The following is a 21,641-nucleotide window of genomic DNA, read 5'->3' as shown; positions in this document are numbered from 1 at the left end:
CCATAAGGTGATCGCCGCGCCCGGCGGAGCCCGACCACTCCGCCCTCGTGCGCGTCGACCTGCGACCGGGGGGACCAGATCGTGCGGGAGCAGCTCTGCCCCTACTTCGAGACGTACGACTCCGACTTCGGGCTCAGCGGCCTGACCGAGTTGTTCGCTCTGTCGACGCCGCCGGGCACGGAGGAGAAGGCGCTCGGACTCGTCACCGAGAAGCTCTCCGCATACGACGGTGAGACGCCCGTCGACACCTCGGGCATCGAGCGGCTCAGCGAGGACGAACGGCACATCCTGGGGTTCGACGTGTTCCACGAGGACTTCGGGTATGCCGAGGAACTCCGCAGGGACCTGGGCAAGCTCCTGGACTCCCCGCTCTCCGACGAGGTGCTCGGTGCCGTGTGGCTCGCCGCCACGGGAGGCATGTGGGATCCGCAGGCGCACGGAATCGGCGTGCGCGACTGGCTCGCGCGGATGGACGCGATCTGCGCTGCCCGTCCGCCCCGGGCGGTGGCGGGCCGTGAACCGGGTCCGTCGTGGTCGTACTGGCGGCTGCCGGCCGTCGAAACCGTGCGCGACGCGATCCTGGCGGAGATCCGCGCGTCCGCCGGTGAACTCCCTGGTCTGGCGCCGGCGCTGGAGGAGGTCGCCGCCCGGGCCGACCTCGATCTCGGGTTCCGGCTCTATCTGCGGGCGCTCAAGACGGCAGCGGTGCCGGTCCCGGAGGAGCGCTGCAACAGGCTCTGCGACCTCAGCGAACCGTTCGGATATCCCTTCCCGGTCGTCTACGAGGGGCTCACCGTGGTGTGGCGGCCCCTGGAGGTCGCGCGGCGCCTCTTCGACGGGGACTTCGGGTTCTCCGGGCTCGCCGGGGAGTTCCACCCGCAGTGGGAGCGGGACGTGCCGGCGCCCGAACTTCTCCACCGGACCGTCGTCGCGGACGGCTGTCGCATCCCCGGCGTCCAGGCGCTCGTGCTGTGGGAGGACACCGCCCGGCTGCTCCGTTCCCCGCTGTCCGGCGTCACCCTCACCACGCTCTGGGTCGCCGCCTCGCACACGGACCCCGGCCGCTTCGCAACCGACGGACCGGGCTGGCTGCGCCGGATCGCCGAGGCGTGCCGGGCGCGGCTGACCGAGGTCGCCCCCGAGCACACCCCCGCCCTGCCCCCCGTCCGGGCCGAACTGGCGGACGCGGTCCTGCACGAACTCCGGGAAGCCGCACCGCTGTTGGAGCCCGAGCATGCGACCGCCCTGGAGCAGGTCGTCGTCAAGGTCGACCCCGACCTCGGCTTCCGGCTGCTGCTGAGGGTCCTGCACACGGCGTCCGGATCACTCACCAAGCGGCAGTACGCCCGCTGCCGGGCCCTTGGCGAACGCTTCGGCCACGGCGAGGACCACGTGTCCGATGCGATCGAGTACCTCGTCCAGGACGAGTGACCGCCCGACCCGCCCCGCCCGCACCTCTGCACGGTCGCACGACCTCACCCCACGAAGGACCCCTCCCCGCATGTTCCTCATCCGTCTCCTGCCCAAGCTGCCCCGTGAGATCTGCCTCGCCGTCATCGGGCTCATCGGCGGCGTCTTCCTCGCCGGTCACGGCATCGTCCAGGCCCACGCCGAACTCACCGGCATGCCCGGGACTGTCCAGGTCACCGACTGCCATCGCGCCACCGGAGCGTGGAGCGACCTCTGGGAGGACGGATGGGCCTGTGCCGGGTCGTTCGAGTCCGACGACCACAGCGTGCGGATCCCTGCGGTCGGCATCGACGGCATCCTGACGTCCCCTCCCGGCAAACCCCTCGCCGCCCGCGTCGACGGGGCCTCCGCCCGCACCGCGACCCAGGACAGCTCCGGCCGGTGGAAGTGGCCCGCCCTCACCGGCGTCGTCGTGCTCGCCTTCTCCGCCTGGCGGATCCGCTCCATCCGCGGCCTTCTCCGCGAGCGCCGCGCCGATGCGGCCGTAAGCCCGGTCCCGGCCTGAGGGTCCGGCGCGGCGGCCCACAACCACGGCGCCTGATGTGGTGCCGCGCCATATGTCGACGGACCGTTCACGCTTCTACGGTCCCTCCCCATGACCCAGACCAGAGCCGCACGTCACCTCACCGTCCTCGCGACCCTCCTGGTCGCCCTGATCGCCGCCTTCCTCACCCCGGGCAGGGCGGCCGCCGCCTCCCTCCAGGAAGTCACCGGCTTCGGCACCAACCCCGGAGCCCTGCGCATGTTCCGCTACGTCCCCGACGGGCTGCCCGCCGGGCGGCCCGTCGTCGTAGCGCTGCACGGCTGCACGCAGGACGCCTCCGGCTACGGCACCGGCAGCGGCTGGCTCCAGCTCGCCGACCGGTGGCGGTTCTCCGTCGTCCTGCCGCAGCAGCAGAGCAGCAACAACGCCTCGAACTGCTTCGACTGGTTCCAGAGCGGGGACATCGAGCGGGGCCAGGGCGAGGCCGCGAGTATCGCGCAGATGGTGGACCGGCAGCTCACCGACGTCGGCGGCGACGCCTCACGCGTGTACGTGACCGGGCTGTCCGCCGGCGGTGGCATGACCGCCGTGATGATGGCGGACTACCCGGAGAAGTTTGCCGCGGGCGGGATCGCCGCCGGGCTGCCGTACGGATGCGCGCAGGCCGCCGGATCGCCGTATGTGTGCATGTACGTCGGTGCCACGCAGACGGCGAAGCAGTGGGGCGACCGGGTGCGCGCCGCCAGGCCGGGCTACACCGGCCCCTGGCCCACGCTCACCGTCTTCCAGGGCAGCGCCGACTACACCGTCAAGCCCGTCAACATGACCGACCTGATGAAGCAGTGGACCGATGTGCACGGGGCCGACCAGACGGCGGACGTCAGCGACACCGTCGCCGGCTATCCCCACCAGGTCTTCCGGGACCCGGCGGGGAACGCCGCCGTCGAGACGTACAGCATCACCGGCATGGGGCACGGGCAGCCGGTCGACCCCGGCAGCGGCACCGCGCAGTGCGGTGCCGCCGGGGCCTACCTCCTCGATGTGAACTTGTGCGCCGCGTACCGGTTCGGGCTCGCCTGGGGCCTCAGCGCAGGGTGAACGTCGACAGGCGTACGCCCTTGCTCAGGACCAGGTAGACGTCCGTACGGCCCTTCGTCGCGCCCGACAGCCTCGCGGTCACCGTCGTGTAGTCGTACGGCGACGAGGTGCCCGAGAAGTGCGCGGTGCCGACGAGGGTGCCGGTCGGTGAGCCGAGCCGCACCTCCACCGTGCCGGACGAGGTCCCGGCGACCCGTGCGCCGAACTCGCTCGCGCCCGCGACCGGTCGGGTGTCCGCGAACTTCAGCCACGTGCCGTCGGAGGCCGCCGACACCGCCGTACCGCTCGCCTTGGACTCGTCGACGAGAGAAATGCCGGCGGAGTAGTCGTCGAAGTTCTCCGCGCGGGTCGTCTTCGACAGGTCGCGGGGCGGGATCGTCTCGCCCTTCACCTGCCAGGACGTACGGGCGCGGATGTCGGCGGACGACGAGCCCACAAGGACGTCGTAAGTGCCGCTCTCCACCACCCACTTGGAGCGGGTGACGTCCCAGTGCGCCAGGTCCGACGGCCGTACCTTCAGCCGGACCGTCCGCGTCTCACCCGGCTTGAGCGACACCCGCTGGAAGGACTTGAGCTGCTTGAGCGGCTGCTTGTCGCGGGAGGTGCGCTGGTGGGTGTAGAGCTGGACGACCTCCGCGCCCGCCCGGCTGCCGGTGTTGGTGACCGCGACCTCGTAGCCGTCGCCCACCCGCCGCAGACCGGAGTACGCGAACGTCGTGTACGAGAGGCCGTAGCCGAACGGATAGAGCGCCTGCCCCGTGAAGTACTGGTAGGTGCGGTCCGACTTGATGATGTCGTAGTCGAGGATCGACGGGAGGTCCGCGTCCGACCGGTACCAGGTCTGGGTGAGGCGGCCCGACGGGTTGGCGTCGCCGTAGAGGAGGTCGGCGAGGGCGTTGCCGGTTTCCTGGCCCGCGTGGGTGGTCCAGAGCAGCGCGGGGACCTCCTTCTGCAAGGAGCCCAGCGTGGTCGGGTAGCTGTTCTCGACGATCACGACCGTGTGCGGGTTGGCCGCTCGCACCGCCTTGACCAGGGCTTCCTGGGTCGGAGCCAGGGCCAGGTCCGTGCGGTCGTGGGCCTCGCGGCCGTTGATCGACGGGTCGGAGCCGACCACCACGACCGCCTGGTCCTTGTCCTTGACCGCGGCGACCGCCTCCTCGACACCGCTGCGGACCACGTCCTTGGTGTAGTGGGCCGCCTGGTCCTTGGCGACCAGGCCGAGGGTGCCGTCCGTGCCCGTCGGGCCCAGGTAGACCGGGTTCGACCACCAGGACTCGGAGGTCTCGTAGCCGGCGTAGCGGAGCAGGTACGTGCCGTCGTCCTGGCGTTCCAGCTTGAACTGCTGCTGTACGTACCAGCCGTTCGGCTGTTTCTGGTCGTTGACGAAGTTCGACCAGTTGTAGCCGACGTACTTGCCGTTCGCCGCGGAGCGCAGGGTCACGACGCCGGAGCCCCAGTCGAAGACGTCGAACTGGGCTCCCGTACCGGAGTCCGCCGTCTCCTTCAGGGGCGCGCCCGCCTCTCCCGTCCCCGCCGTCACGTACTTGCCGGTCGCGGTGTCCTTCAGGGCGATCCGGTCCACGCCCTCGCTGCTCGCGACCGGGGTGCCGAGCTTGGACTCGATGCCGTCCTTCGGGGTGACGGCGTAGGGGAGGGTGCCGGAGTACCAGTCCGTGTAGAGGGTGTCGGCGAGCGGGCCGACGACGGCGGCACTGCCCGTCTTCTTCAGCGGAAGCGCGCCGTCGTTCTTCAGCAGGACCGCCGACTCGGTGGCCGCCTTGCGGGCCAGGGCGCGGTGGGCGGGGCTGTCGATGACGGACGCGTCGATGGAGCCGTACTTCCCGCCGCCGGGGTCGAACTCGCCGAGGCGGACGCGGATGCTCAGCACGTCTCCCGCGGCCTTGTCGACGTCCGACTCCTTCAACAGGCCTGTGGACAGCGCCGACTTGATCGCCGTGGTCGTCGGGCCGGAGTCGGTGTCGTCCTCGGTGAAGCTGTCGATGCCCGCCTTGAGCGCCGCCGCATCGGCCTCGGTCTGGGTGCCGTAGTACTTCTGGCTGCCGACCAGGTTGCCGGGCGCGTAGGCGTCCGTGACGTTGAGCAGCCGCTCGGGGGTCCAGGTGCGGACGGTGTCGTCGAGGGCCGGATTCACCGTGTTCGGGCGGCCGTTGACCAGGTTGTACGAGGACATCACGCCCGTCGCCGCGTCCGCCTCGATGGCGGGCTTGAAGGCCTGCTCGTCGTACTCCTTCAGCACGCGCGGCCGCAGTTCGGAGCTCGTGGTGTCGCGGTGCTCCTCGTTGTTGTTGGCGAGGAAGTGCTTGATCGTCGGGGCCGTCTTGAGGTGGTCGGGGTCGCCTCCCGTCAGGCCCGTGCCGTACGCCGTGGAGATCGCGCCGGTCAGATACGGGTCCTCGGAGTAGCCCTCCTCGTTGCGGCCCCAGCGCGGGTCGCGCAGCAGGTTGACCACGGGCGCCCACAGGTTCAGGCCCCAGCCCGCGGGGCGGGTCTGCTGGAAGCCGCGTGCCTCGTCGCCGACCGCCGAGCCGACCTGACGGAGCAGGGCCGGGTCCCAGGTCGAGGCAAGGCCCACGGCCTGCGGAAACACGGTTGTCTTGCCGAGCCAGGCCACGCCGTGCAGGGCCTCGGTGCCGGTGCGGAAGGACTGGATGCCGAGGCGCGGGATGGCGGGTTCGTACTGGTGGAGGAGGGAGATCTTCTCGTCGAGGGTGAGGCGGGAGAGGAGGTCGGAGACCCGGGCGTCCACCGACAGGTTCGGGTCGCGGAAGGGGTAGGCCGGGTCGTCGGCGTGGGCGGGGACGGTGGCGCCCAGACCCGCGATCAGGGTCAGGGCCGCCAGCAGCGTGGTCCTCTGTCTTCTTCGCTTGCCCTTCATGTCACGGCTCCTTCAAGTAGGGCCTTGCACAGATGAGTTGGTCAGGCACTGCGTGGAGTGGTGCTCGCCCGCTCCGTCAGCCGCGGCGGCAGCAGCGTGGCCTCGGGCACGGTGCTGCCGCCGAGCTTCTTCATCAGGAGCTCCACCGCTCGCTCGCCCACCTCGGCGGAGGGCAGGGCGACGGAGGTGACGGGGACGCGGACGGACTCGGCGAGTTCGTCGGGGCAGATGGCGGTGACGGAGAGGTCGCCGGGCACCCGCAGGCCCAGCTGCTCGAAGGCCTCGATGAGCGGTTCGAGGATCGGCTCGTTGTGGACCACGACCCCCGTCAACGCGGGGTGTTCGCGCAGCAGTTGCTCGGCCACCAGTCGGGCGGCCGCGGGCGAGGCCTCGCAGGGGTGCACGGAGGAGGACAGCCCGCTGCGGTCGGCGGCGGCCGTGAAGCCCTGCACCACCCGCTGGGCGAACGCGGTCTGCCGTACGTACACCTCCGGCGGCGAGCCGACCAGCGCCACCACTCGGTGGCCGAGCCGCGCCAGATGCTCCACGCACGCCTCACCGGCCGCCTTGAAGTCGAGGTCGATGCAGGTCAGGCCCTCGGAGTCGGCCGGGAAGCCGATCAGTACGGACGGCCGTTCCAGCGAGCGCAGCAACGGCAGCCGGGGCTCACGGAGCTGGACGTCCATCACGATCAGCGCGTCCACCAGCGCCGTGTCCGCGACCCGCCTGAGCCCCTCCTCGCCCTCCTCCTGCGTCAGCAGCAGCACGTCGTGGTCGTGCTTGCGGGCCGTCGTCACCACCGACACCGCGAACTGCATCACCACCGGGACGTGGATGCCCGCCCGTAAGGGGATCACGAGTGCCAGGACGTTCGACCTGCTGCTGGCCAGGGCGCGGGCGCCCGCGTGCGGCCGGTAGCCCAGCTCGCGGGCGGCCGCCTCGACCCGCTGCCGGGTCTCCTCGGAGATCGGGCGCTTGCCGCTGAGCGCGTAGGACACGGTGCTGGGGGAGACCCCGGCGTGCCGCGCCACGTCGGTGATCTTCACCATCAGCCCAGCTCCAGGGAGAGGAATCCGGTACCCGCCCGCGCCCGCGCCGTCCGCTCCCCGGCGGCCAGATTCCACTCCGCCACCGGCTCACTGCACGAGGCCCGCAGCGTGTCCCCTTCGCGTACGACGGTGAAGGTCACGGCTCCCACCTGCACCGTCACCTGCGCGCCCCGCTCCAGGCCGTAGGCCCGCAGGGTGACCCCGTCGGCATGGTCGTAGTCCGGGCGGTCGGCCACCGCGCCCACCGGGATCACCGTGCCCGGCCGTACCAGCAGGGGCACGCTCAGGAAGCCGTGCCGCTCGCGCACCCAGCGCGGGCCGGTCACCGTCCGGCCGCTCAGGAAGTGCGTCCAGGTGCCCTCGGGCACGTAGTAGGACACGTCTCCTTCGTCGTCGAAGACCGGCGCGACCAGCAGGTCCGGCCCCAGCATGTACTGCCGCTCCAGATGCGCGCACCCGGGGTCGTCCGGGAACTCCAGCACCATCGCCCGCATCATGGGCACGCCCTCGGTGTGGGCGGTGCGCGCGGCCTCGTACAGATACGGCATGAGCTGGAGCTTCAGCCGGGTGAACTGCCGCAGCACGTCCACCGACTCCTCGTCGAACAGCCAGGGCACGCGGTAGGAGGAGCTGCCGTGCAGCCGGCTGTGAGAGGACAGCAGTCCGAAGGCCAGCCACCGCTTGAACAGGGCGGGGGTCGGGGTGCCCTCGAAGCCGCCGATGTCATGGCTCCAGTAGCCGAAGCCGGACAGGCCGAGCGAGAGGCCGCCGCGCAGCGACTCCGCCATCGACTCGTAGGTCGCCTCGCAGTCGCCGCCCCAGTGCACCGGGAACTTCTGGCTGCCGGTGGTCGCCGAGCGGGCGAAGAGCACGGCCTCGCCCTCGCCGCGGTGCTTGCGCAGCACGTCGAAGACGGTGCGGTTGTAGAGGTACGTGTAGTAGTTGTGCATCCGCTCCGGATCGGAGCCGTCGGACCACTCCACGTCGACGGGGACCCGCTCGCCGAAGTCGGTCTTGAAGCAGTCGACGCCCTGCGCGAGCAACGCCTCCAGCTTCGAGGCGTACCAGTCGCGGGCGGCCGGGCTGGTGAAGTCGACCAGCGCCATGCCCGGCTGCCACATGTCCCACTGCCAGACGCTCCCGTCGGGCCGCTTCAGCAGATGGCCGAGCGCCTTGCCCTCAGCGAACAGCGGCGAGCGCTGGGCGATGTACGGGTTGATCCACACGCACACGCGCAGGCCACGCGCCTTCAGCCGGGCCAGCATGCCCTCCGGGTCCGGGAAGACCCGCGGGTCCCACTCGAAGTCGCACCACTGGAACTCCCGCATCCAGAAGCAGTCGAAGTGGAAGACGGACAGCGGGAGTTCACGCTCCCGCATGCCCTCGATGAAGGACGTCACCGTCTCCTCGTCGTACGAGGTCGTGAAGGACGTCGACAGCCACAGGCCGAACGACCAGGCGGGCGGCAGGGCCGGGCGGCCGGTGAGGGCCGTGTACTTGCGGAGGATCTCCTTCGGGCTGGGGCCGTAGATGACGTAGTACGTCAGCTCCTGGGTCTCCGCGCTGAACTGGACCCGGGACACCGCCTCCGATCCGACCTCGAAGGACACCTTGCCGGGGTGGTCGACGAAGACGCCGTAGCCCGCGTCCGTCAGATAGAACGGGACGTTCTTGTAGGCCTGCTCGGTGGCCGTGCCGCCGTCGGCGTTCCAGATGTCGACGACCTGGCCGTTCTTGACCAGCGGGCCGAAGCGCTCGCCGAGGCCGTAGACGGACGTACCGACCCCGAGGCCCAGCTGTTCCCGCAGGTAGTGGGCCCCCTCCGCGTTCCGGATGATGCCCATGCCCTTGGGGCCGCTGGAGGTCAGGGTGCGGCCGTCGGCGAGGAAGTCGACGTGCCAGGAGCCGGTACGGGCGACTCGGACGGACAGGGCGCCGGAGGTGAGGGTCGCGTGCTCGTCGTCGTATCCGACCTGCGGGGCGAACCCTTCCTCCGTGAGGTCGAATTCGGGGCCCCGCGGCTGCTCGCCCTCGAAGTGGGTGAAGGTGAGGCCGATGACGTCGGGCATCGGGGTGTGCGCGCTGATCGTCACGACCGGTCCCTTCAGCAGGTCGCCGCGGTGGCGGATGGGCTGGGTCGGCGCATGGACCTCCAGCGAGCCGTCCTTGGCGGTGACGTCGAGGACCTCGACGGGGTGGGCCGCGGTGACTCCCTCGCGCAGCAGCCAGTAACCATCGGTGAACTTCACGTGGGGGGTCCTTACTTCACAGCACCCACGGCGATGCCGCGGGTGAGGGTCCGTTGGAAGACGAGGAAGAACACGATCGCCGGGAGCACGCCGAGCAGGGCCGCCGCATTGGTCATCGTGGCGTCCATCAGGCGCTGGCCCTGGAGGACACCGAGGGCCACCGACACGGTCTGGTTGTCGTTGGAGATCAGCATGACCAGGGGGAGCAGGAACTCGTTCCAGGTCCAGATGAAGAAGAAGACCAGGAGCACGCCGATGGTCGGCCGGCTGACCGGGACGACGATCCGCCACAGCACCTGCCACTTGTTCGCCCCGTCGATACGGGCCGCCTCGATGATCTCGCGCGGGAACTGCCCCAGTACCGACGAGAGCAGATACGTGCCGAAGGCCGCCTGGATCACCGTGAAGACGATGATCACGCTCAGCCTGGTGTCGTACAGGCCGACTTGCTTGGCCAGGTAGTAGATCGGGTAGACCAGCGCCTCCTGCGGCAGCACGTTGGCGAGGACGAAGAAGGCCAGGACCCAGGTGCGGCCCCTGATCCGCCCGATCCCGATGGCGTACGCGTTGAGGACGGACAGGATCACCGCGAGCACCGCCACCGAGCCGCTGATCAGCACCGAGTTGACCAGCTTCTGGCCGAAGTCGACGCGCTGCCAGAAGCTCTTGAGGCCGTCCAGGTACAGGCCCTCGGGCAGGCTGAGCGGGCCGTGCTGGGAGTACTCGGCCGGCGACTTGAACGCGTTGACGGCGACGATCAGGAACGGGACCACCATGAAGAGGGCGGCTATGCACAGCGCGATCAGCACCGGGTAGCGGCGCAGGGCGGTCGTCATGCGCGGTCCCCTTCCTCGTCGCGGGTCTGGAGCTTCAGCAGGACGAGGGAGAGCACCAGGATGATCACCGTGAGGATCGTGGAGATCGCGGCGCCGTAGCCGACCTGGGTCTTCTCGAAGAAGGTGGAGAAGGAGAAGTAGGACGGGACGTCGGTCGCGCCGCCCGGGCCGCCCTTGGTCAGCACGTACACCGCCCCGAACACCTTGAGCGCGGCGATCGTGCACCAGGTCAGGACGACATAGATCTCCGGGCGGATCTGCGGCAGCGTGATGTGCCAGAAGCGGCGCCACCAGCCCGCGCCGTCGAGTTCGGCCGCCTCGTACAGCTGTGGGTCGACGCGCTGCAGGCCCGCCATGAACACCACCAGCGGGAAGCCGATCTGCACCCAGACCATGACCCCCATGACGCTGTACAGCGCGATGTCGGGGTCACCGAGCCAGTCCTGCCGCCAGGAGCCCAGCCCGACCGCCTTCAGCAGCTCGTTGAGAGAGCCGTTGTCGGGGGCGAGGATCCAGCTCCAGACGATCCCGGCGACCGCGATCGGCAGTACCTGTGGCAGGTAGAAGCAGGCGCGCAGCACCGCGGCCCACCTCGATCCGAAGTGCTTGCCGATGTAGTCGAACAGGGCGGCCGCCAGGACGAGGCCGATCACCGTCGGTACGGCCGCCATGGCGACGACCATGAACAGGCTGTGCCGGAACGACGCCCAGAACTCCGAGTCGTCCATCAGCTCGCGGTAGTTGGCGAGCCCGGTCCACTTGGGGCTGCCGATGCCCTGCCACTCCGTGAAGCTGACGCCCGTGTTCATCAGGAACGGGACCACGATGATCGCCGTGAAGGCCAGGATGCCGGGGAGCAGGAACAGGGCGTACGAGTCGCGGGTACGGGGGCGGCGCGGGCCGGCGTCCGGGTGCTTGCCGGCGGCCCGCGCACCCCGTTCGACGGTCACCGTCATTTCGTCGGCGCGCCCTTGTCGTAGGCCTGCTGCAGTGCACTCAGGTAGGCGTCCGGCTTCTCGCTGCCCGTCATCAGCTTCTGCGTCTCGGAGACGAGGACGTCGTAGAAGCCGTTCACCGGCCAGTCCGGGTAGAAGGCCAGGCCGTCACGCCCGCTGAGGGTGTTGAAGTTGGCGATGAGCTGCTTGGACTTCGGGTCCGTGATGGCGGAGGTGTCGGCCGCGACCGGGATGCCGCCCTTGTTGCCGAGCAGGTTCTGGATCTTCTTCGACATGGTGATGTCGATGAAGTCGTAGGCCAGGTCCTTGTTCTTGGCGTTCTTGGGGACCACCCAGATGTTGCCGCCGGAGCCCAGGGTCAGGTTCGAGCCGGGCCACAGGGTGGTGTCCCAGTCGAACTTGGCCTCCTGCTGGAAGCGGCCGTACCACCAGCTGCCGGAGAACAGGATCGGCGACTTGCCCTGGATCCAGGAGACGCCCGCGTCCTCGGCCTTGGTGCTGGTGGACTTCTTGCTGATGTAGCCCTTCTTCACCCAGTCGGCGAAGGTGTTCGCCGCGTACGTCCAGGCCGTGTCGTGGAAGTCGGTCTTGCCCTTGTACAGCTCGTACTTGTCGACCCAGGAGCGGTCGGCCTTGGAGAGGGCCAGCTGGTAGAGGTACTGCTGGGCCATGTACTCGGCGCCCGCGTTGGCGAGCGGGGTGACGCCCTTGGCGACGAACTTGTCCATGGCGGCGGTCAGTTCGTCGAACGTCTTCGGCTCGGTGATCCCGTACTTCTTGAAGAGGTCCTTGTTGTAGAAGACCATCGTGTACTCGGCGTAGTTGGGGACGCCGTACCAGTTGCCGGAGCCCATCACGCCGTTCGTGTCGTACGTGCTGGTCGTACGGACGCCCGCGCTGAGCTTCTTGTCCCAGCCACGCTTGGTGGCCTCGGCGGTGAGATCGGTCAGCAGGCCCTGTTTAGCGAGGACGCCGGCGGTCGCGTTGCCCTTGTTGTACTCCATGATGTCGGGCACGTCCGAGGAGTTCAGGATCATGGGGGCCGTCTTCTGGATCTGTTCGAAGCCCTTCTCCTCGAACTTCACCTTCACGCCCGGGTGCTTCGCCTCGAACTCCTTGATCGCCTCGTTCCAGGCCACGCCCATCGCGCTGTCGGGGCCCTCGTAGTGCCAGAGCTTCAGCGTCTTGGCGTCGGAGGACCCGCTGTCCGAGCCGCCGCATGCCGTGACCAGCAGCGATCCGCCGAGGAGCGCGGCCGTGACCGTCATCACACGCCTTCGTGCCGTCAACATCCCGTGCCTCCAGGAGAGCCGGATGGGTAGTCGGGTGTCACGCGGCGGACGGATCCGGTCGTCGAATCGATTCGATGCGTGACGTCGAAGCGCTTCGACGGGCGAAGGTATGTGCGCCCGGTGGGCGCGTCAATGGCTTGCGCGAGAATCGCTCCGCGGGGTGGGCGGTGAGGGGTTGTCGATTTTCTGCCGGTTAGTCGTGGCTTGTCGCGCAGTTCCCCGCGCCCCTTTGGGGCGCGGTGCAGCACCGGCGATCAACAGTGCCGCGGCGGCGGCCGTCACCGGGACCCCGAATCCTGCCGTCGGGGACAGCTGGTCCACCAGCCAGCCGCCGGTCGCGGAGCCGCAGGCGATCCCGCCGAGCAGGCCGGTCACCGCGAGGGTCATGCCCTCGTTGAGGCGGGCTTCGGGGGTGCGCTGCTGCACCAGCGTCATCGTCGTGACCATGGTCGGGGCGGTCGCCATGCCCGCGACCAGTAGCGCACCCGACAGCAGCAGGAGCGAGCCCGTGAGGGAGGCGGCGAGGAGCGGGGCGGCCATCAAGGCGGTCATCGCGGCGATGCACCACGGCAGTCGGACAGCGGCCGGACCGCTCGGCTCGAGGGCTCCGTACAGCAGACCCGCCGCGCACGAACCCGCCGCCTGCAGCGCGAGCACGAGGCCCGCCGCCGAACGGTGTCCCTGTGCGTCCGCGAACGCGATCGTGACGACCTCCAGGGAGCCGAACACCGTGCCCATGGCCAGGCAGACGGCAAGCAGCGGCGGCATTCCTGGCGCACGGAACGGGGACCTGGCCCTAGCGTGCCGCTGCACGGGCGGCTCGGTCGAGCGCTGCGCGGCGAACAGGAGTATGCCGGTCAGCAGCAGCACCGCCCCGACCAGCGTGCCCGCCTCCGGGAAGAACGTCCCGCACAGGAAGGCCGCGAGCACCGGGCCCAGCATGAAGCAGAGCTCGTCGGCGGCCTGTTCGAAGGAGTTCGCGATGTGCAGCGTACTGTCGTCGCCCTTCAGCAGGTGGGCCCAGCGGGCGCGGGACATGCCACCGGTGTTCGGGGTCGTCGCGGTGGCGGCGTAGGAGGCGAACAGGGTCCAGGTGGGGGCGTCGAAGTGCACGCAGAGCAGGAGGGCGAGGGAGCCGAGGGCTGCGATCACCGTGGCGGGTACGGCGATACGGGCCTGGCCGTGCCGGTCGACGAGCCGCGCGGTCCACGGGGCCACCACGGCCCTCGTCGCGAGGCCGGTCGCGGTGACGGCGCCGGCGAGGGCGTACGAACCCCGCGCACCCGCGATCATCACGACCGCGCTCACGCTGAACATGCCCATGGGGAGCCGGGCCAGCAGATTCCCGAACGTGAAGGCGCAGGCGCCCCGGGTGGCGAAGAGCCGGCGGTAGGGACCAGGCGGGCGGTCGCGGGTGCGGGGACTGAAGTCGATGGCGACGAGGGTGTCGGCGGTGACCGTGAGCAACGGGGCTTTCGTGGGCGTCGGTTGCGGCATGGGCACTACGGTCGCCCGTAGGCGATCAAGGGGTCCAACACCTTCTCCGCGCCGATTCACGCACCTGTGTTGTAAGTCCTGTTGTACGTTCGCCGGATGCCCGCGCCCCGCCATCTCGACCCCCGCCTCCTGCGTGCCTTCCTCGCCGTCGCCGAGGAACTGCACTTCACACGTGCCGCCGCCCGGCTCTACGTCGCCCAGCAGGCGCTCAGCCGGGATGTGCGGCGCCTGGAACGGGAGTTGGGGACCGAACTGTTCGTACGCAGCACCCGGCAGGTGACGCTCACGGCCGACGGTGAGCGGCTGGTGCCGTATGCGCGTCGGGTGCTTCAGGCGCAGGACGAGTTGCTGGCTGCGTTCGGGCAGGCCAGGCCGCTGCTGGTGGACCTCAACTACCGGGGGGCGGCCACCGCGCGCCGCGTCCTGCACCGGACCCGCGAACTCGCCCCCGACCACGAGCTGATGGCGCGCTACGAGAGCGGGCTGACCGGTGCGGCGGAAGAGCTGCTCGCCGGGCGGCTGGACGCGTCGTTCGGCCGCTTCGCAGGCCTGGACCCCGCGCTGCGGGCCCGGCTGGAGCACCAGCCCGTGCGCTACGAGCCGATGGCGGTCGTGCTGCCCGAGGACCACCGGCTGGCGTCGCTGGACGCGGTGCCGCTCGCCGCGCTGGCGAGGGAGACGGTGTATGCGGGGGCGGGAAATCCGCGGACACCGGAGTGGACGGATCTCGCCCGCCGGCTGTTCGACGGGCGGGGCATCGAGATCGCGGCGCCCGTTCCGCTGGCCGTAGGGGAGGAGGAGTTCGAGCGGATCATGGCCAAGACGCGCAACCCGATCCTCGCCGTGGTGGGTTTTCCGGCCATGCCTGGGAGGGTGCTGCGGCCCCTGACCGATCCCGTGCCTCTGTCGCCGGTGTCACTTGTGTGGCGGAAGGGGCTGGGGCACCCCGCATTCGATGCGCTTCGACGGGCGGCGGCCGAACTCGCGGCGCAGGAGGCTTGGCTGCGGGTGCCTTCCGATGGATGGCTTCCGGCCGTCGATGCGGACGTCATGCCCGCCGGGCCCTGGCGGCGGAGCTGACCGGACGCGAACAGGGCGGCGTGTTCCGACGGGTGTCGGTGTACGCCGCCCTGGTGGGGACGGGTTGCGGGGCGTGGCCCGCGCTGTCATGACGGTTACTTCGGATCGCTGTTGAACTTCGACGCCGACCAGAGGTAGCCGAGGACCGCGAGGCCGACGCACCAGGCGATGGCGAGCCACCCGTTGTGGCCGATCGGGGTGCCGAGGAGGAGCCCGCGCAGGGTCTCGATGGCGGGAGTGAAGGGCTGGTACTCGGCGATCGGCTGGAACCAGCCCGGCATGGTGTGCAGCGGGACGAAGGTGCTGGAGATGAGCGGGAGGAAGATCAGCGGCATCGCGTTGTTACTGGCGGCCTCGGCGTTCGGGCTGACCAGGCCCATGCCGACCGCGATCCAGGTGAGGGCGAGTGCGAACAGGGTCACCAGGCCGAAGGCCGCCAGCCAATCCAGCACGGTGGCGTCGGTGGAGCGGAAGCCGATGGCCACGGCGACGGCGCCGACCAGGACCACGCTCATCAGGCACTGCAGCACGCTGCCGAGGACGTGCCCGATGAGCACCGAGCCGCGGTGGATGGCCATGGTGCGGAAACGGGCGATGATGCCCTCCGCCATGTCCGTGGAGACGGACACTGCGGTGCCGATCGTGGTGGAGCCGACGGTCATCAGCAGCAGGCCCGGCACGAGGTAGGCGATGTAGTCGGAGCGGCCGGCGCCGCCGCCGAGGCCCGCGCTCATCGCGTCACCGAAGATGTAGACGAAGAGCAGGAGCAGCATGACCGGGGTGAGCAGCAGGTTCAGGGTGAGCGACGGGTAGCGCCGGGCGTGCAGCAGGTTGCGGCGCAGCATCGTGGACGCGTCGCGCACGGCGAGGGAGATCCGGGCCGGGCGGGCGGGAGCCGCAGGGGTGGTCATCGCAGGGCCTCCTCGGGCCGGGTGCTGTTGGTCAGGGCGAAGAAGACGTCGTCGAGGTCGGGGGTGTGCACGGTCAGCTCGTCGGCCTCGACGCCGGCGGAGTCGAGCCAGTCGAGGATGGAGCGCAGTTCGCGCTGGCTGCCGTCGCTGGGGAGCTGCAGGGCGAGGGCTTCGTCGTCCCGGGCCGCCTCGCCGAGGGCGGAGGCGGCGCTCTGATACGCGGCCGGGTCGGTGAAGCGGAGCCGGACGTGGCCGCCGGGGACGATCCGCTTGAGCTGTGCGGCGGTGCCTTCGGCGGCGATCTGGCCGTCGTGGAGGACGGCGATACGGTCGGCGAGCTCGTCGGCCTCCTCCAGGTACTGGGTGGTGAGGAAGACGGTCACGCCGTCACCCGTGACGAGGTCGCGGATGATCTGCCACATGGTGTGCCGTGAGCGCGGGTCGAGGCCGGTGGTCGGCTCGTCGAGGAAGATGATCCGTGGACTGCCGACCAGGGTCATGGCGATGTCGAGGCGGCGCTTCATGCCGCCGGAGTAGGTGGAGGCGGGCTTCTTCGCGGCCTCCGTGAGGTCGAAACGCTCCAGCAGTTCGGCGGTGACCTGCCGCCCCTCCCGCCTGGAGAGGTGGTGCAGGTCCGCCATCAGGAGCATGTTCTCCTCGCCGGTGATCAGGTTGTCGACGGCGGAGAACTGCCCCGTGACGCCGATCGCGGCGCGCACGGCCTGCGCGTCGGTGGCGAGGCTGTGCCCGCCGACGTACAGGTCGCCGGCGTCGGCGCCGATCAGAGTGGAGAGGATCTTGACTGCGGTGGTCTTGCCGGCGCCGTTCGGGCCGAGCAGCGAGAAGATCGTTCCTTCCGCGACGGCCAGGTCGATGCCGTCCAGGACGGTCTTGTCGCCGTAGGACTTGCGCAGCCCGTTCGCGGCGATGGCCAGGTCGGTCATGGGGAGTGCTCCTTCAAGGGCTGGGAGACCGCGAGCGGTCAGAGGCTGCGGGCGGTGATGTCGCCGGACGAGGTGGTGGCACGGATGTCGAGCTCGGCGCTGCCGTCGTTCTTGAGTGCGTTGCTGATACGGCCGTGGCCGGTGCCGGCGTCCAGGACCGCGGAGACTCCGGCGGCGGCGCCGACCGAGATGTCGCCGGACTGGGTGCTGAGCGTCACCGTGCCGCGCACGGCCTCGGTGATGCGGATGTCGCCGCGTGCGGTGCTGATCTCGGCGGGGCCGCCCAGCCGGCCGACCTCGACGTCGCCGTCGACCGCGGTGAGGCGGAGGCTCGCGGCCTCGTCGATCTTGATCTGGCGGTAGGCGCCTTCGAAGACGACGTCACCGAGCCGGCCGACGGTCCGCAGCTCGGCGCCGGCCGTCCTCGCCTCGATGCGGGAGCCGGCGGGCAGCTGGACGGTGACCTCCACGGATCCGGACGGGCCGAGGTACTGGTTCTTCGCCGGCTTCGCCTCGATCCGCACAACCCCGTCCCGGTAGACGGCCTCCAGCTGTTCGGCCGCCTTCACATCGCGGTTCCGGGAGGCGTTGGCGGGCCGGACCTCGACCGTGGTGTCGGTCCGGTCGGCGGCGATGAACTGGATGCGTCCGGCGGGGATGTCGAGGACGGCGGAGACGGCGGCGGGGGTGTCGAACTTCTGCATGGTGCTCTCCTTCGTGTACAGCGGGCGCTCTGTCGGCCCGCTGTTTCTGATAACGGAAAGCTACGTTGCATTCATGGATCCAGCAACATGCTTGTTGCGTAGAAGAGCAATCAATGCAGGTGAGAGCAGGTAAATCGTTGCAACGGTTCAAAATTTAACGCAACGTCAGCGCTTTGATCGTTGCAATGGAATGAAGGTGAACGCTAGAGTGGGGGCGCCGAAGCGGGCGTACGAAGGAGAAGACGATGCCGGGAGGCAGGCTCACCCAGCAGGACCGCCAGCAGATCGCGCTCGGGCTGGCCGACGGCCTCGCCTACGCGGAGATCGCCCGACGCCTGGACCGCCCGACCTCGACCGTCACGCGCGAGGTGCTGCGCAACGGCGGCCCCACCGCCTACCGCGCCGAGATCGCCCACCGCGCGACGGCACACCGCGCCCACCGCCGCAAGCAGGCCGCACCCCGAAGCTCGCAGGCGTCCCCCCAGCCCTACGGGCGTGACGCCGAGGCGGTGCGCGCCTACGAGGAGACGCTCGCCACCGTGTTCGTGCAGTCGGGCACGCCGCAGATGATGGCCCGGGTACTGGCCGCCGTCTGCCTCAGCGACGCCGGCAGCCTCACCGCCGCCGAACTCGTCCAGCGCCTCCAGGTCAGCCCGGCGTCCATCTCCAAAGCGGTCGCGTTCCTCGAGGAACAGGGCATGATCCGACGGGAACGCGACGCACGCCGCCGGGAACGGTACGTCGTCGACTCCGACGTCTGGTACCAGTCGATGATGGCCAGCGTCCGCGGCACCGCCCAGGTCGCCGAGACCGCACGGCAGGGCGTCTCCGTCCTCGGCGCCGGCACCCCGGCCGCCGTCCGCCTGGAGAACATCGCCCGCTTCCTCGACTTCGTCTCGGAGAGCATCGCCCGCGCGGCGGACCAGGCCCGGGACGTGCTGCATGCGCGGCCCGAAACGGGGTCGGGCGGCAGCGCGGAGCCAAGTTCGGATCGCTGACGGACAAGGTTCGGATCACTCATTGAGGTGAGGCAGCCACGATTCCCCCTGGGTACGCTGAACCGACAGTCGAGACTCCGTCCCATGGGAGCACCGATGAGCGCCGTATCCGACGACGGGCCGGCCGACGAGCTGGCGTACCGCTGGCCGATTCCGCCCGCCGGCGGTTGGACCGCGGACGACCTCGACCGGATTCCGGGCCTCCCGCCGCACACGGAGTTGATCGACGGGAGTCTCGTCTTCATGAGTCCGCAGACCGCATTCCACGTTCGGTGCATGCGCCTGCTTGAGCACACTCTTCTCGGACAGGCGCCGGATCACCTGGATGTCATGCGGGAGATGACGGTCAAGCTGGATACGAAGAACCGGCCTGAACCGGACATCCTGGTCCTCCCCCTGGAGGCGACCACCGGGCCGGACCAGACCTGGTACAAGCCCGAGGACGTCATCCTCGCCGTAGAAGTCGTCTCCGCCGATTCCCGCGAACGCGACCGCGAGGTCAAGCCCCGCAAGTACGCGGCGGCAGGCGTTCCGCACTTCTGGCGGGTCGAGCAGGACGAGGACAAGGGATACCCCGTCGTGTACGTCTACGAGCTCGACCCCGCCACCAAGTCCTACGGCCTGACCGGCATCTTCCACGACAGGCTCAAGGTCTCCGTGCCCTTCGACATCGAGATCGACCTGACGGCCGTCGACCGCCGCGGTCGGTGAGTGTCCGTGACTCGCACCCCTACCCGGTAGCCCTGCGGGTCGTGGACCTACGCGACCACGACCCGGGTCCCGTTGAAGTTGGCAACGATCTCCAACTCCCCGCCCAGGGCTGCGACGTAAGCCGCGACCGTGCCCAATTCTGTTGACGCTGTCCTGCCGCGCTCGATGGCGGAGACCCGCTCCTGCCTCACATGCATGCGGTCGGCGATCTCGCGTTGTGTGAGCCCGAGTTGCCGACGCATCTCAGCCAGTCGGTGGGCTCGCGCCTCGGCCACCATGCGGCGGGCTCCGGCAGCGATTTCGTCGAGGTCGTCGGGGTCGAAGATCTCGTGCTTGCCCTCGTCCCAGGAGTGGAAACTGGTCACTTCTGTGTCCCCTTCTCATGGCGCTGGGCCAGATGAACCAGCCACAAGGCATAGCGTTCTTCGGCGAGCGGGATCGCGTGCCGGTACCACTCTGTCCATCGTCCGGACTTGTCACCCGCGACCAGCAGGACGGCGTTGCGTTCCGGGTCGAAAGCGGACAAGACGCGAATTTCTGTGCTCCCGCTCGACCCGGGACGCAGTTCTTTGAGGTGGTGCAGGGAGGACCCCTTGATCCGATCCACCAGAGGGCGTCCGAGGTCAGGGCCTTCTTCAGTCAGTGCCTCGATCGCCTGACCCACGAGACGTGCTGTGGTGCGGTCCTCCTTGCGGAGCGCGTGCAGCCAGTCGCGCACCTCCCCTGTCATTTCAAGATGCCAGGTCATGAGTGACCTTTGTGTAGTACGTAGCCATACTAGTACCCTGAAGTACTGACGGCATTCGGGCGTGAAACGCCGATCCGAGTCACCCGGTGGGGTGATCTGTGCCGGGACGTGTCCCGCGACCCTTCACAGAGACCTCTCCGTGATGCGGAGCTCTTCGTAACGCACGGCTGCGGAACCTCTCATCCCCCCTCCCGGCGGGGTGAGAGCAACGTTCCCTTCCGGTCACCCAGTGCCACAGGCCGGAAACGCTGCCTCCCTACCTTCGGGACTCATCACCGCTCATCTGCCCCCAAGCACGACCGAGCCCCGGAGCACCGTGGAGGCGTCATGACAGCCCCTAGCACAGCCCCCGCACCCAGCAGGGGAGGCCGCTGGATCCAGCAGTGGGATCCCGAGGACGAGACCTTCTGGAACGAGACCGGAGAGAAGGTCGCCAAGCGGAACCTCTACTTCTCCGTCCTCTCCGAGCACATCGGGTTCTCGATCTGGACCCTGTGGTCCGTGCTCGTGCTGTTCATGGGCCCGGAGTACGGGCTCACCCCGGCCGACAAGTTCCTGCTGACCTCGATGGTGACCCTGGTCGGCGCGGTCGTCCGCGTCCCCTACACCTTCGCCGTCGCCGTCTTCGGCGGCCGGAACTGGACGATCATCTCGGCCAGTCTGCTGCTCATCCCGACGATCGCCGCGTTCGCGGTGATGAAGCCGGGCACGTCCTTCGACACCTTCCTCTGGATCGGCCTGCTGGCCGGCATCGGCGGCGGCAACTTCGCCTCCTCGATGACCAACATCAACGCCTTCTTCCCGCTGCGGAAGAAGGGGTGGGCGCTCGGGCTCAACGCGGGCGGCGGCAACATCGGCGTGGCGGCGATCCAGCTCGTGGCGCTCGCGGTCATCGGCGCGAGCGGCGGGCCGCGCGTGCTGCTCGGGATCTACATCCCGCTGATCGTGGTCGCGGCCGTCCTCGCCGCACTGTTCATGGACAACATCGAGAACGTCAAGAACGACACGGGCGCCGCCAAGGACGCCGTGAAGGACGCCCACACCTGGATCATGTCCGTCCTCTACATCGGGACGTTCGGCTCCTTCATCGGCTACAGCTTCGCCTTCGGGCAGGTGCTGACGAACCAGTTCGGCCGTACGCCGCTGCAGGCCACCTACCTCACCTTCATGGGCCCGCTGCTCGGCTCGCTGATCCGTCCGGTGGGCGGCTGGCTCGCCGACAAGTACGGCGGCGCGAAGATCACGCTCTACAACTACATCGCCATGGGCGCTGCGACCGCCGTCCTGGTCGTCGCCAGCATGCAGAAGTCGCTGCCGCTGTTCGTCGTCGCCTTCGCGGTCCTGTTCTCGCTCACCGGCATCGGCAACGGATCCACGTTCAAGATGATCCCCGGCATCTTCCAGACCAAGGCCCTCGCCAAGGGGCTGGAAGGTGAGGAGGCGGCCAAGTACGGGCGCCGGCTCTCCGGCGCCTCCATGGGCCTCATCGGCGCGGTCGGCGCGCTCGGCGGCGTCGGCATCAACCTCGCCTTCCGGCAGTCCTTCCTCTCCTACGGCTCCGGCACCGGCGCGTTCGTCGCCTTCCTCGGCTACTACGCCCTCTGCTTCGGTGTCACCTGGGCCGTATACCTTCGCCGCCCTGCCGCGGCGGCGCAGTCCGAAGCCGCCGCAGAGGCGAAGCCGCAGCTCAGCTACGCCGAGGTGTGACGTAACACCGG

General features: G+C 69.5%; 19 protein-coding genes. 7 read left to right on the top strand and 12 right to left on the bottom strand.

The genetic code is table 11. The annotated features are described in order from the left end of the window. Positions 1 to 81 precede the first annotated feature (81 nt). The 3 genes from ACFY1E_RS04840 (at position 82) to ACFY1E_RS04830 (ending at position 3,052) form a co-directional block, all read left to right on the top strand. Positions 82 to 1,431 carry a hypothetical protein gene (locus ACFY1E_RS04840; RefSeq protein ID WP_389071407.1) on the top strand — a complete coding sequence of 450 codons (1,350 nt, stop codon included), beginning with the start codon at positions 82 to 84 and terminating at the stop codon, positions 1,429 to 1,431. Positions 1,432 to 1,501: 70 nt separating this feature from the next. Next, positions 1,502 to 1,975, top strand: a complete 474-nt coding sequence (locus ACFY1E_RS04835; protein WP_389071405.1) for a hypothetical protein — start codon at positions 1,502 to 1,504, stop codon at positions 1,973 to 1,975. A gap of 90 nt (positions 1,976 to 2,065) precedes the next feature. Then, entirely contained in the window at positions 2,066 to 3,052 is a 987-nt protein-coding gene (locus ACFY1E_RS04830; protein ID WP_389071403.1) for an alpha/beta hydrolase family esterase, read from the top strand. Here the strand turns inward: ACFY1E_RS04830 and ACFY1E_RS04825 are convergent. The 7 genes from ACFY1E_RS04825 to ACFY1E_RS04795 form a co-directional block, all read right to left on the bottom strand. After that, positions 3,039 to 5,948 (bottom strand): glycoside hydrolase family 3 C-terminal domain-containing protein, encoded by a 2,910-nt coding sequence (locus ACFY1E_RS04825; protein WP_389071400.1) that lies wholly within the window; start codon positions 5,946 to 5,948, stop codon positions 3,039 to 3,041. The two genes, ACFY1E_RS04830 and ACFY1E_RS04825, sit on opposite strands and share 14 nt — an antisense overlap. 41 nt (positions 5,949 to 5,989) lie before the next feature. After that, a complete protein-coding gene (locus ACFY1E_RS04820) occupies positions 5,990 to 6,997 on the bottom strand; it encodes a LacI family DNA-binding transcriptional regulator (protein WP_389071399.1) in 1,008 nt (335 codons plus the stop codon). Continuing rightward, positions 6,997 to 9,246 (bottom strand): alpha-xylosidase, encoded by a 2,250-nt coding sequence (gene yicI, locus ACFY1E_RS04815; protein ID WP_389071396.1) that lies wholly within the window; start codon positions 9,244 to 9,246, stop codon positions 6,997 to 6,999. Before yicI ends, ACFY1E_RS04820 begins: the two co-directional genes overlap by 1 nt. An 11-nt stretch (positions 9,247 to 9,257) precedes the next feature. Continuing rightward, entirely contained in the window at positions 9,258 to 10,082 is an 825-nt protein-coding gene (locus ACFY1E_RS04810) for a carbohydrate ABC transporter permease (RefSeq protein ID WP_389071394.1), read from the bottom strand. Continuing rightward, complete coding sequence (locus tag ACFY1E_RS04805; RefSeq protein WP_389071392.1) at positions 10,079 to 11,038, bottom strand: carbohydrate ABC transporter permease; 960 nt, start codon at positions 11,036 to 11,038, stop codon at positions 10,079 to 10,081. The genes ACFY1E_RS04810 and ACFY1E_RS04805 overlap by 4 nt, the downstream gene beginning before the upstream one ends. Beyond that, positions 11,035 to 12,330, bottom strand: coding sequence for an ABC transporter substrate-binding protein (locus tag ACFY1E_RS04800; protein WP_389071389.1), 1,296 nt, complete (start codon positions 12,328 to 12,330; stop codon positions 11,035 to 11,037). The genes ACFY1E_RS04805 and ACFY1E_RS04800 overlap by 4 nt, the downstream gene beginning before the upstream one ends. A gap of 129 nt (positions 12,331 to 12,459) precedes the next feature. Then, a complete protein-coding gene (locus ACFY1E_RS04795; protein ID WP_389071386.1) occupies positions 12,460 to 13,827 on the bottom strand; it encodes an MFS transporter in 1,368 nt (455 codons plus the stop codon). A gap of 96 nt (positions 13,828 to 13,923) precedes the next feature. Between ACFY1E_RS04795 and ACFY1E_RS04790 the strand changes: the two genes are divergently transcribed. Beyond that, entirely contained in the window at positions 13,924 to 14,907 is a 984-nt protein-coding gene (locus ACFY1E_RS04790) for a LysR family transcriptional regulator (RefSeq protein WP_389071384.1), read from the top strand. 95 nt (positions 14,908 to 15,002) lie between these two features. Here ACFY1E_RS04790 and ACFY1E_RS04785 read toward each other — a convergent pair whose 3' ends face one another. From ACFY1E_RS04785 to ACFY1E_RS04775, 3 genes are read right to left on the bottom strand one after another with little or no spacing between them, the layout of a single operon-like run. Then, entirely contained in the window at positions 15,003 to 15,818 is an 816-nt protein-coding gene (locus tag ACFY1E_RS04785) for an ABC transporter permease (RefSeq protein ID WP_389071381.1), read from the bottom strand. Beyond that, complete coding sequence (locus ACFY1E_RS04780) at positions 15,815 to 16,762, bottom strand: ATP-binding cassette domain-containing protein (RefSeq protein WP_389071379.1); 948 nt, start codon at positions 16,760 to 16,762, stop codon at positions 15,815 to 15,817. Before ACFY1E_RS04780 ends, ACFY1E_RS04785 begins: the two co-directional genes overlap by 4 nt. A gap of 38 nt (positions 16,763 to 16,800) precedes the next feature. Next, complete coding sequence (locus ACFY1E_RS04775) at positions 16,801 to 17,466, bottom strand: DUF4097 family beta strand repeat-containing protein (protein WP_389071376.1); 666 nt, start codon at positions 17,464 to 17,466, stop codon at positions 16,801 to 16,803. A gap of 245 nt (positions 17,467 to 17,711) precedes the next feature. On the opposite strand from ACFY1E_RS04775, the gene ACFY1E_RS04770 reads away from it, so the two are divergent. Together ACFY1E_RS04770 and ACFY1E_RS04765 are read left to right on the top strand one after the other, a co-directional pair. Next, positions 17,712 to 18,464: a helix-turn-helix domain-containing protein gene (locus ACFY1E_RS04770; protein ID WP_389071373.1), complete on the top strand. Its 753-nt coding sequence runs from the start codon at positions 17,712 to 17,714 to the stop codon at positions 18,462 to 18,464. Positions 18,465 to 18,560: 96 nt separating this feature from the next. Then, on the top strand, positions 18,561 to 19,175 hold the full coding sequence (locus ACFY1E_RS04765; protein WP_389071371.1) for a Uma2 family endonuclease: 615 nt from the start codon (positions 18,561 to 18,563) through the stop codon (positions 19,173 to 19,175). 47 nt (positions 19,176 to 19,222) lie between these two features. Here the strand turns inward: ACFY1E_RS04765 and ACFY1E_RS04760 are convergent, their stop codons facing one another. Next, positions 19,223 to 19,540, bottom strand: coding sequence for a helix-turn-helix domain-containing protein (locus ACFY1E_RS04760; RefSeq protein ID WP_389071368.1), 318 nt, complete (start codon positions 19,538 to 19,540; stop codon positions 19,223 to 19,225). Next, complete coding sequence (locus ACFY1E_RS04755; RefSeq protein ID WP_389071366.1) at positions 19,537 to 19,923, bottom strand: type II toxin-antitoxin system RelE/ParE family toxin; 387 nt, start codon at positions 19,921 to 19,923, stop codon at positions 19,537 to 19,539. The genes ACFY1E_RS04760 and ACFY1E_RS04755 overlap by 4 nt, the downstream gene beginning before the upstream one ends. Before the next feature lie 327 nt (positions 19,924 to 20,250). Between ACFY1E_RS04755 and ACFY1E_RS04750 the strand changes: the two genes are divergently transcribed. Continuing rightward, positions 20,251 to 21,630: a nitrate/nitrite transporter gene (locus ACFY1E_RS04750; protein ID WP_389071363.1), complete on the top strand. Its 1,380-nt coding sequence runs from the start codon at positions 20,251 to 20,253 to the stop codon at positions 21,628 to 21,630. Positions 21,631 to 21,641 lie beyond the last annotated feature (11 nt).

It is taken from the genome of Streptomyces sp. NPDC001604, assembly GCF_042893475.1.
Classification (GTDB): Bacteria; Actinomycetota; Actinomycetes; order Streptomycetales; family Streptomycetaceae; genus Streptomyces.
The sequence above is the reverse complement of the archived record's forward strand: the minus strand, read 5'-3'. Positions and strand labels throughout refer to the sequence as shown.

What these genes read in the sequence shown, in the direction of transcription:
- ACFY1E_RS04835 (WP_389071405.1), top strand. Translation starts at nt 1,502, where the DNA reads ATGTTCCTCATCCGTCTCCTGCCCAAGCTGCCCCGTGAGATCTGCCTC.
- ACFY1E_RS04830 (WP_389071403.1), top strand. Translation starts at nt 2,066, where the DNA reads ATGACCCAGACCAGAGCCGCACGTCACCTCACCGTCCTCGCGACCCTC.
- ACFY1E_RS04825 (WP_389071400.1), bottom strand. Translation starts at nt 5,948, where the DNA reads ATGAAGGGCAAGCGAAGAAGACAGAGGACCACGCTGCTGGCGGCCCTG.
- ACFY1E_RS04820 (WP_389071399.1), bottom strand. Translation starts at nt 6,997, where the DNA reads ATGGTGAAGATCACCGACGTGGCGCGGCACGCCGGGGTCTCCCCCAGC.
- ACFY1E_RS04810 (WP_389071394.1), bottom strand. Translation starts at nt 10,082, where the DNA reads ATGACGACCGCCCTGCGCCGCTACCCGGTGCTGATCGCGCTGTGCATA.
- ACFY1E_RS04805 (WP_389071392.1), bottom strand. Translation starts at nt 11,038, where the DNA reads ATGACGGTGACCGTCGAACGGGGTGCGCGGGCCGCCGGCAAGCACCCG.
- ACFY1E_RS04800 (WP_389071389.1), bottom strand. Translation starts at nt 12,330, where the DNA reads ATGTTGACGGCACGAAGGCGTGTGATGACGGTCACGGCCGCGCTCCTC.
- ACFY1E_RS04795 (WP_389071386.1), bottom strand. Translation starts at nt 13,827, where the DNA reads ATGCCGCAACCGACGCCCACGAAAGCCCCGTTGCTCACGGTCACCGCC.
- ACFY1E_RS04790 (WP_389071384.1), top strand. Translation starts at nt 13,924, where the DNA reads ATGCCCGCGCCCCGCCATCTCGACCCCCGCCTCCTGCGTGCCTTCCTC.
- ACFY1E_RS04785 (WP_389071381.1), bottom strand. Translation starts at nt 15,818, where the DNA reads ATGACCACCCCTGCGGCTCCCGCCCGCCCGGCCCGGATCTCCCTCGCC.
- ACFY1E_RS04780 (WP_389071379.1), bottom strand. Translation starts at nt 16,762, where the DNA reads ATGACCGACCTGGCCATCGCCGCGAACGGGCTGCGCAAGTCCTACGGC.
- ACFY1E_RS04775 (WP_389071376.1), bottom strand. Translation starts at nt 17,466, where the DNA reads ATGCAGAAGTTCGACACCCCCGCCGCCGTCTCCGCCGTCCTCGACATC.
- ACFY1E_RS04770 (WP_389071373.1), top strand. Translation starts at nt 17,712, where the DNA reads ATGCCGGGAGGCAGGCTCACCCAGCAGGACCGCCAGCAGATCGCGCTC.
- ACFY1E_RS04765 (WP_389071371.1), top strand. Translation starts at nt 18,561, where the DNA reads ATGAGCGCCGTATCCGACGACGGGCCGGCCGACGAGCTGGCGTACCGC.
- ACFY1E_RS04755 (WP_389071366.1), bottom strand. Translation starts at nt 19,923, where the DNA reads ATGACCTGGCATCTTGAAATGACAGGGGAGGTGCGCGACTGGCTGCAC.
- ACFY1E_RS04750 (WP_389071363.1), top strand. Translation starts at nt 20,251, where the DNA reads ATGACAGCCCCTAGCACAGCCCCCGCACCCAGCAGGGGAGGCCGCTGG.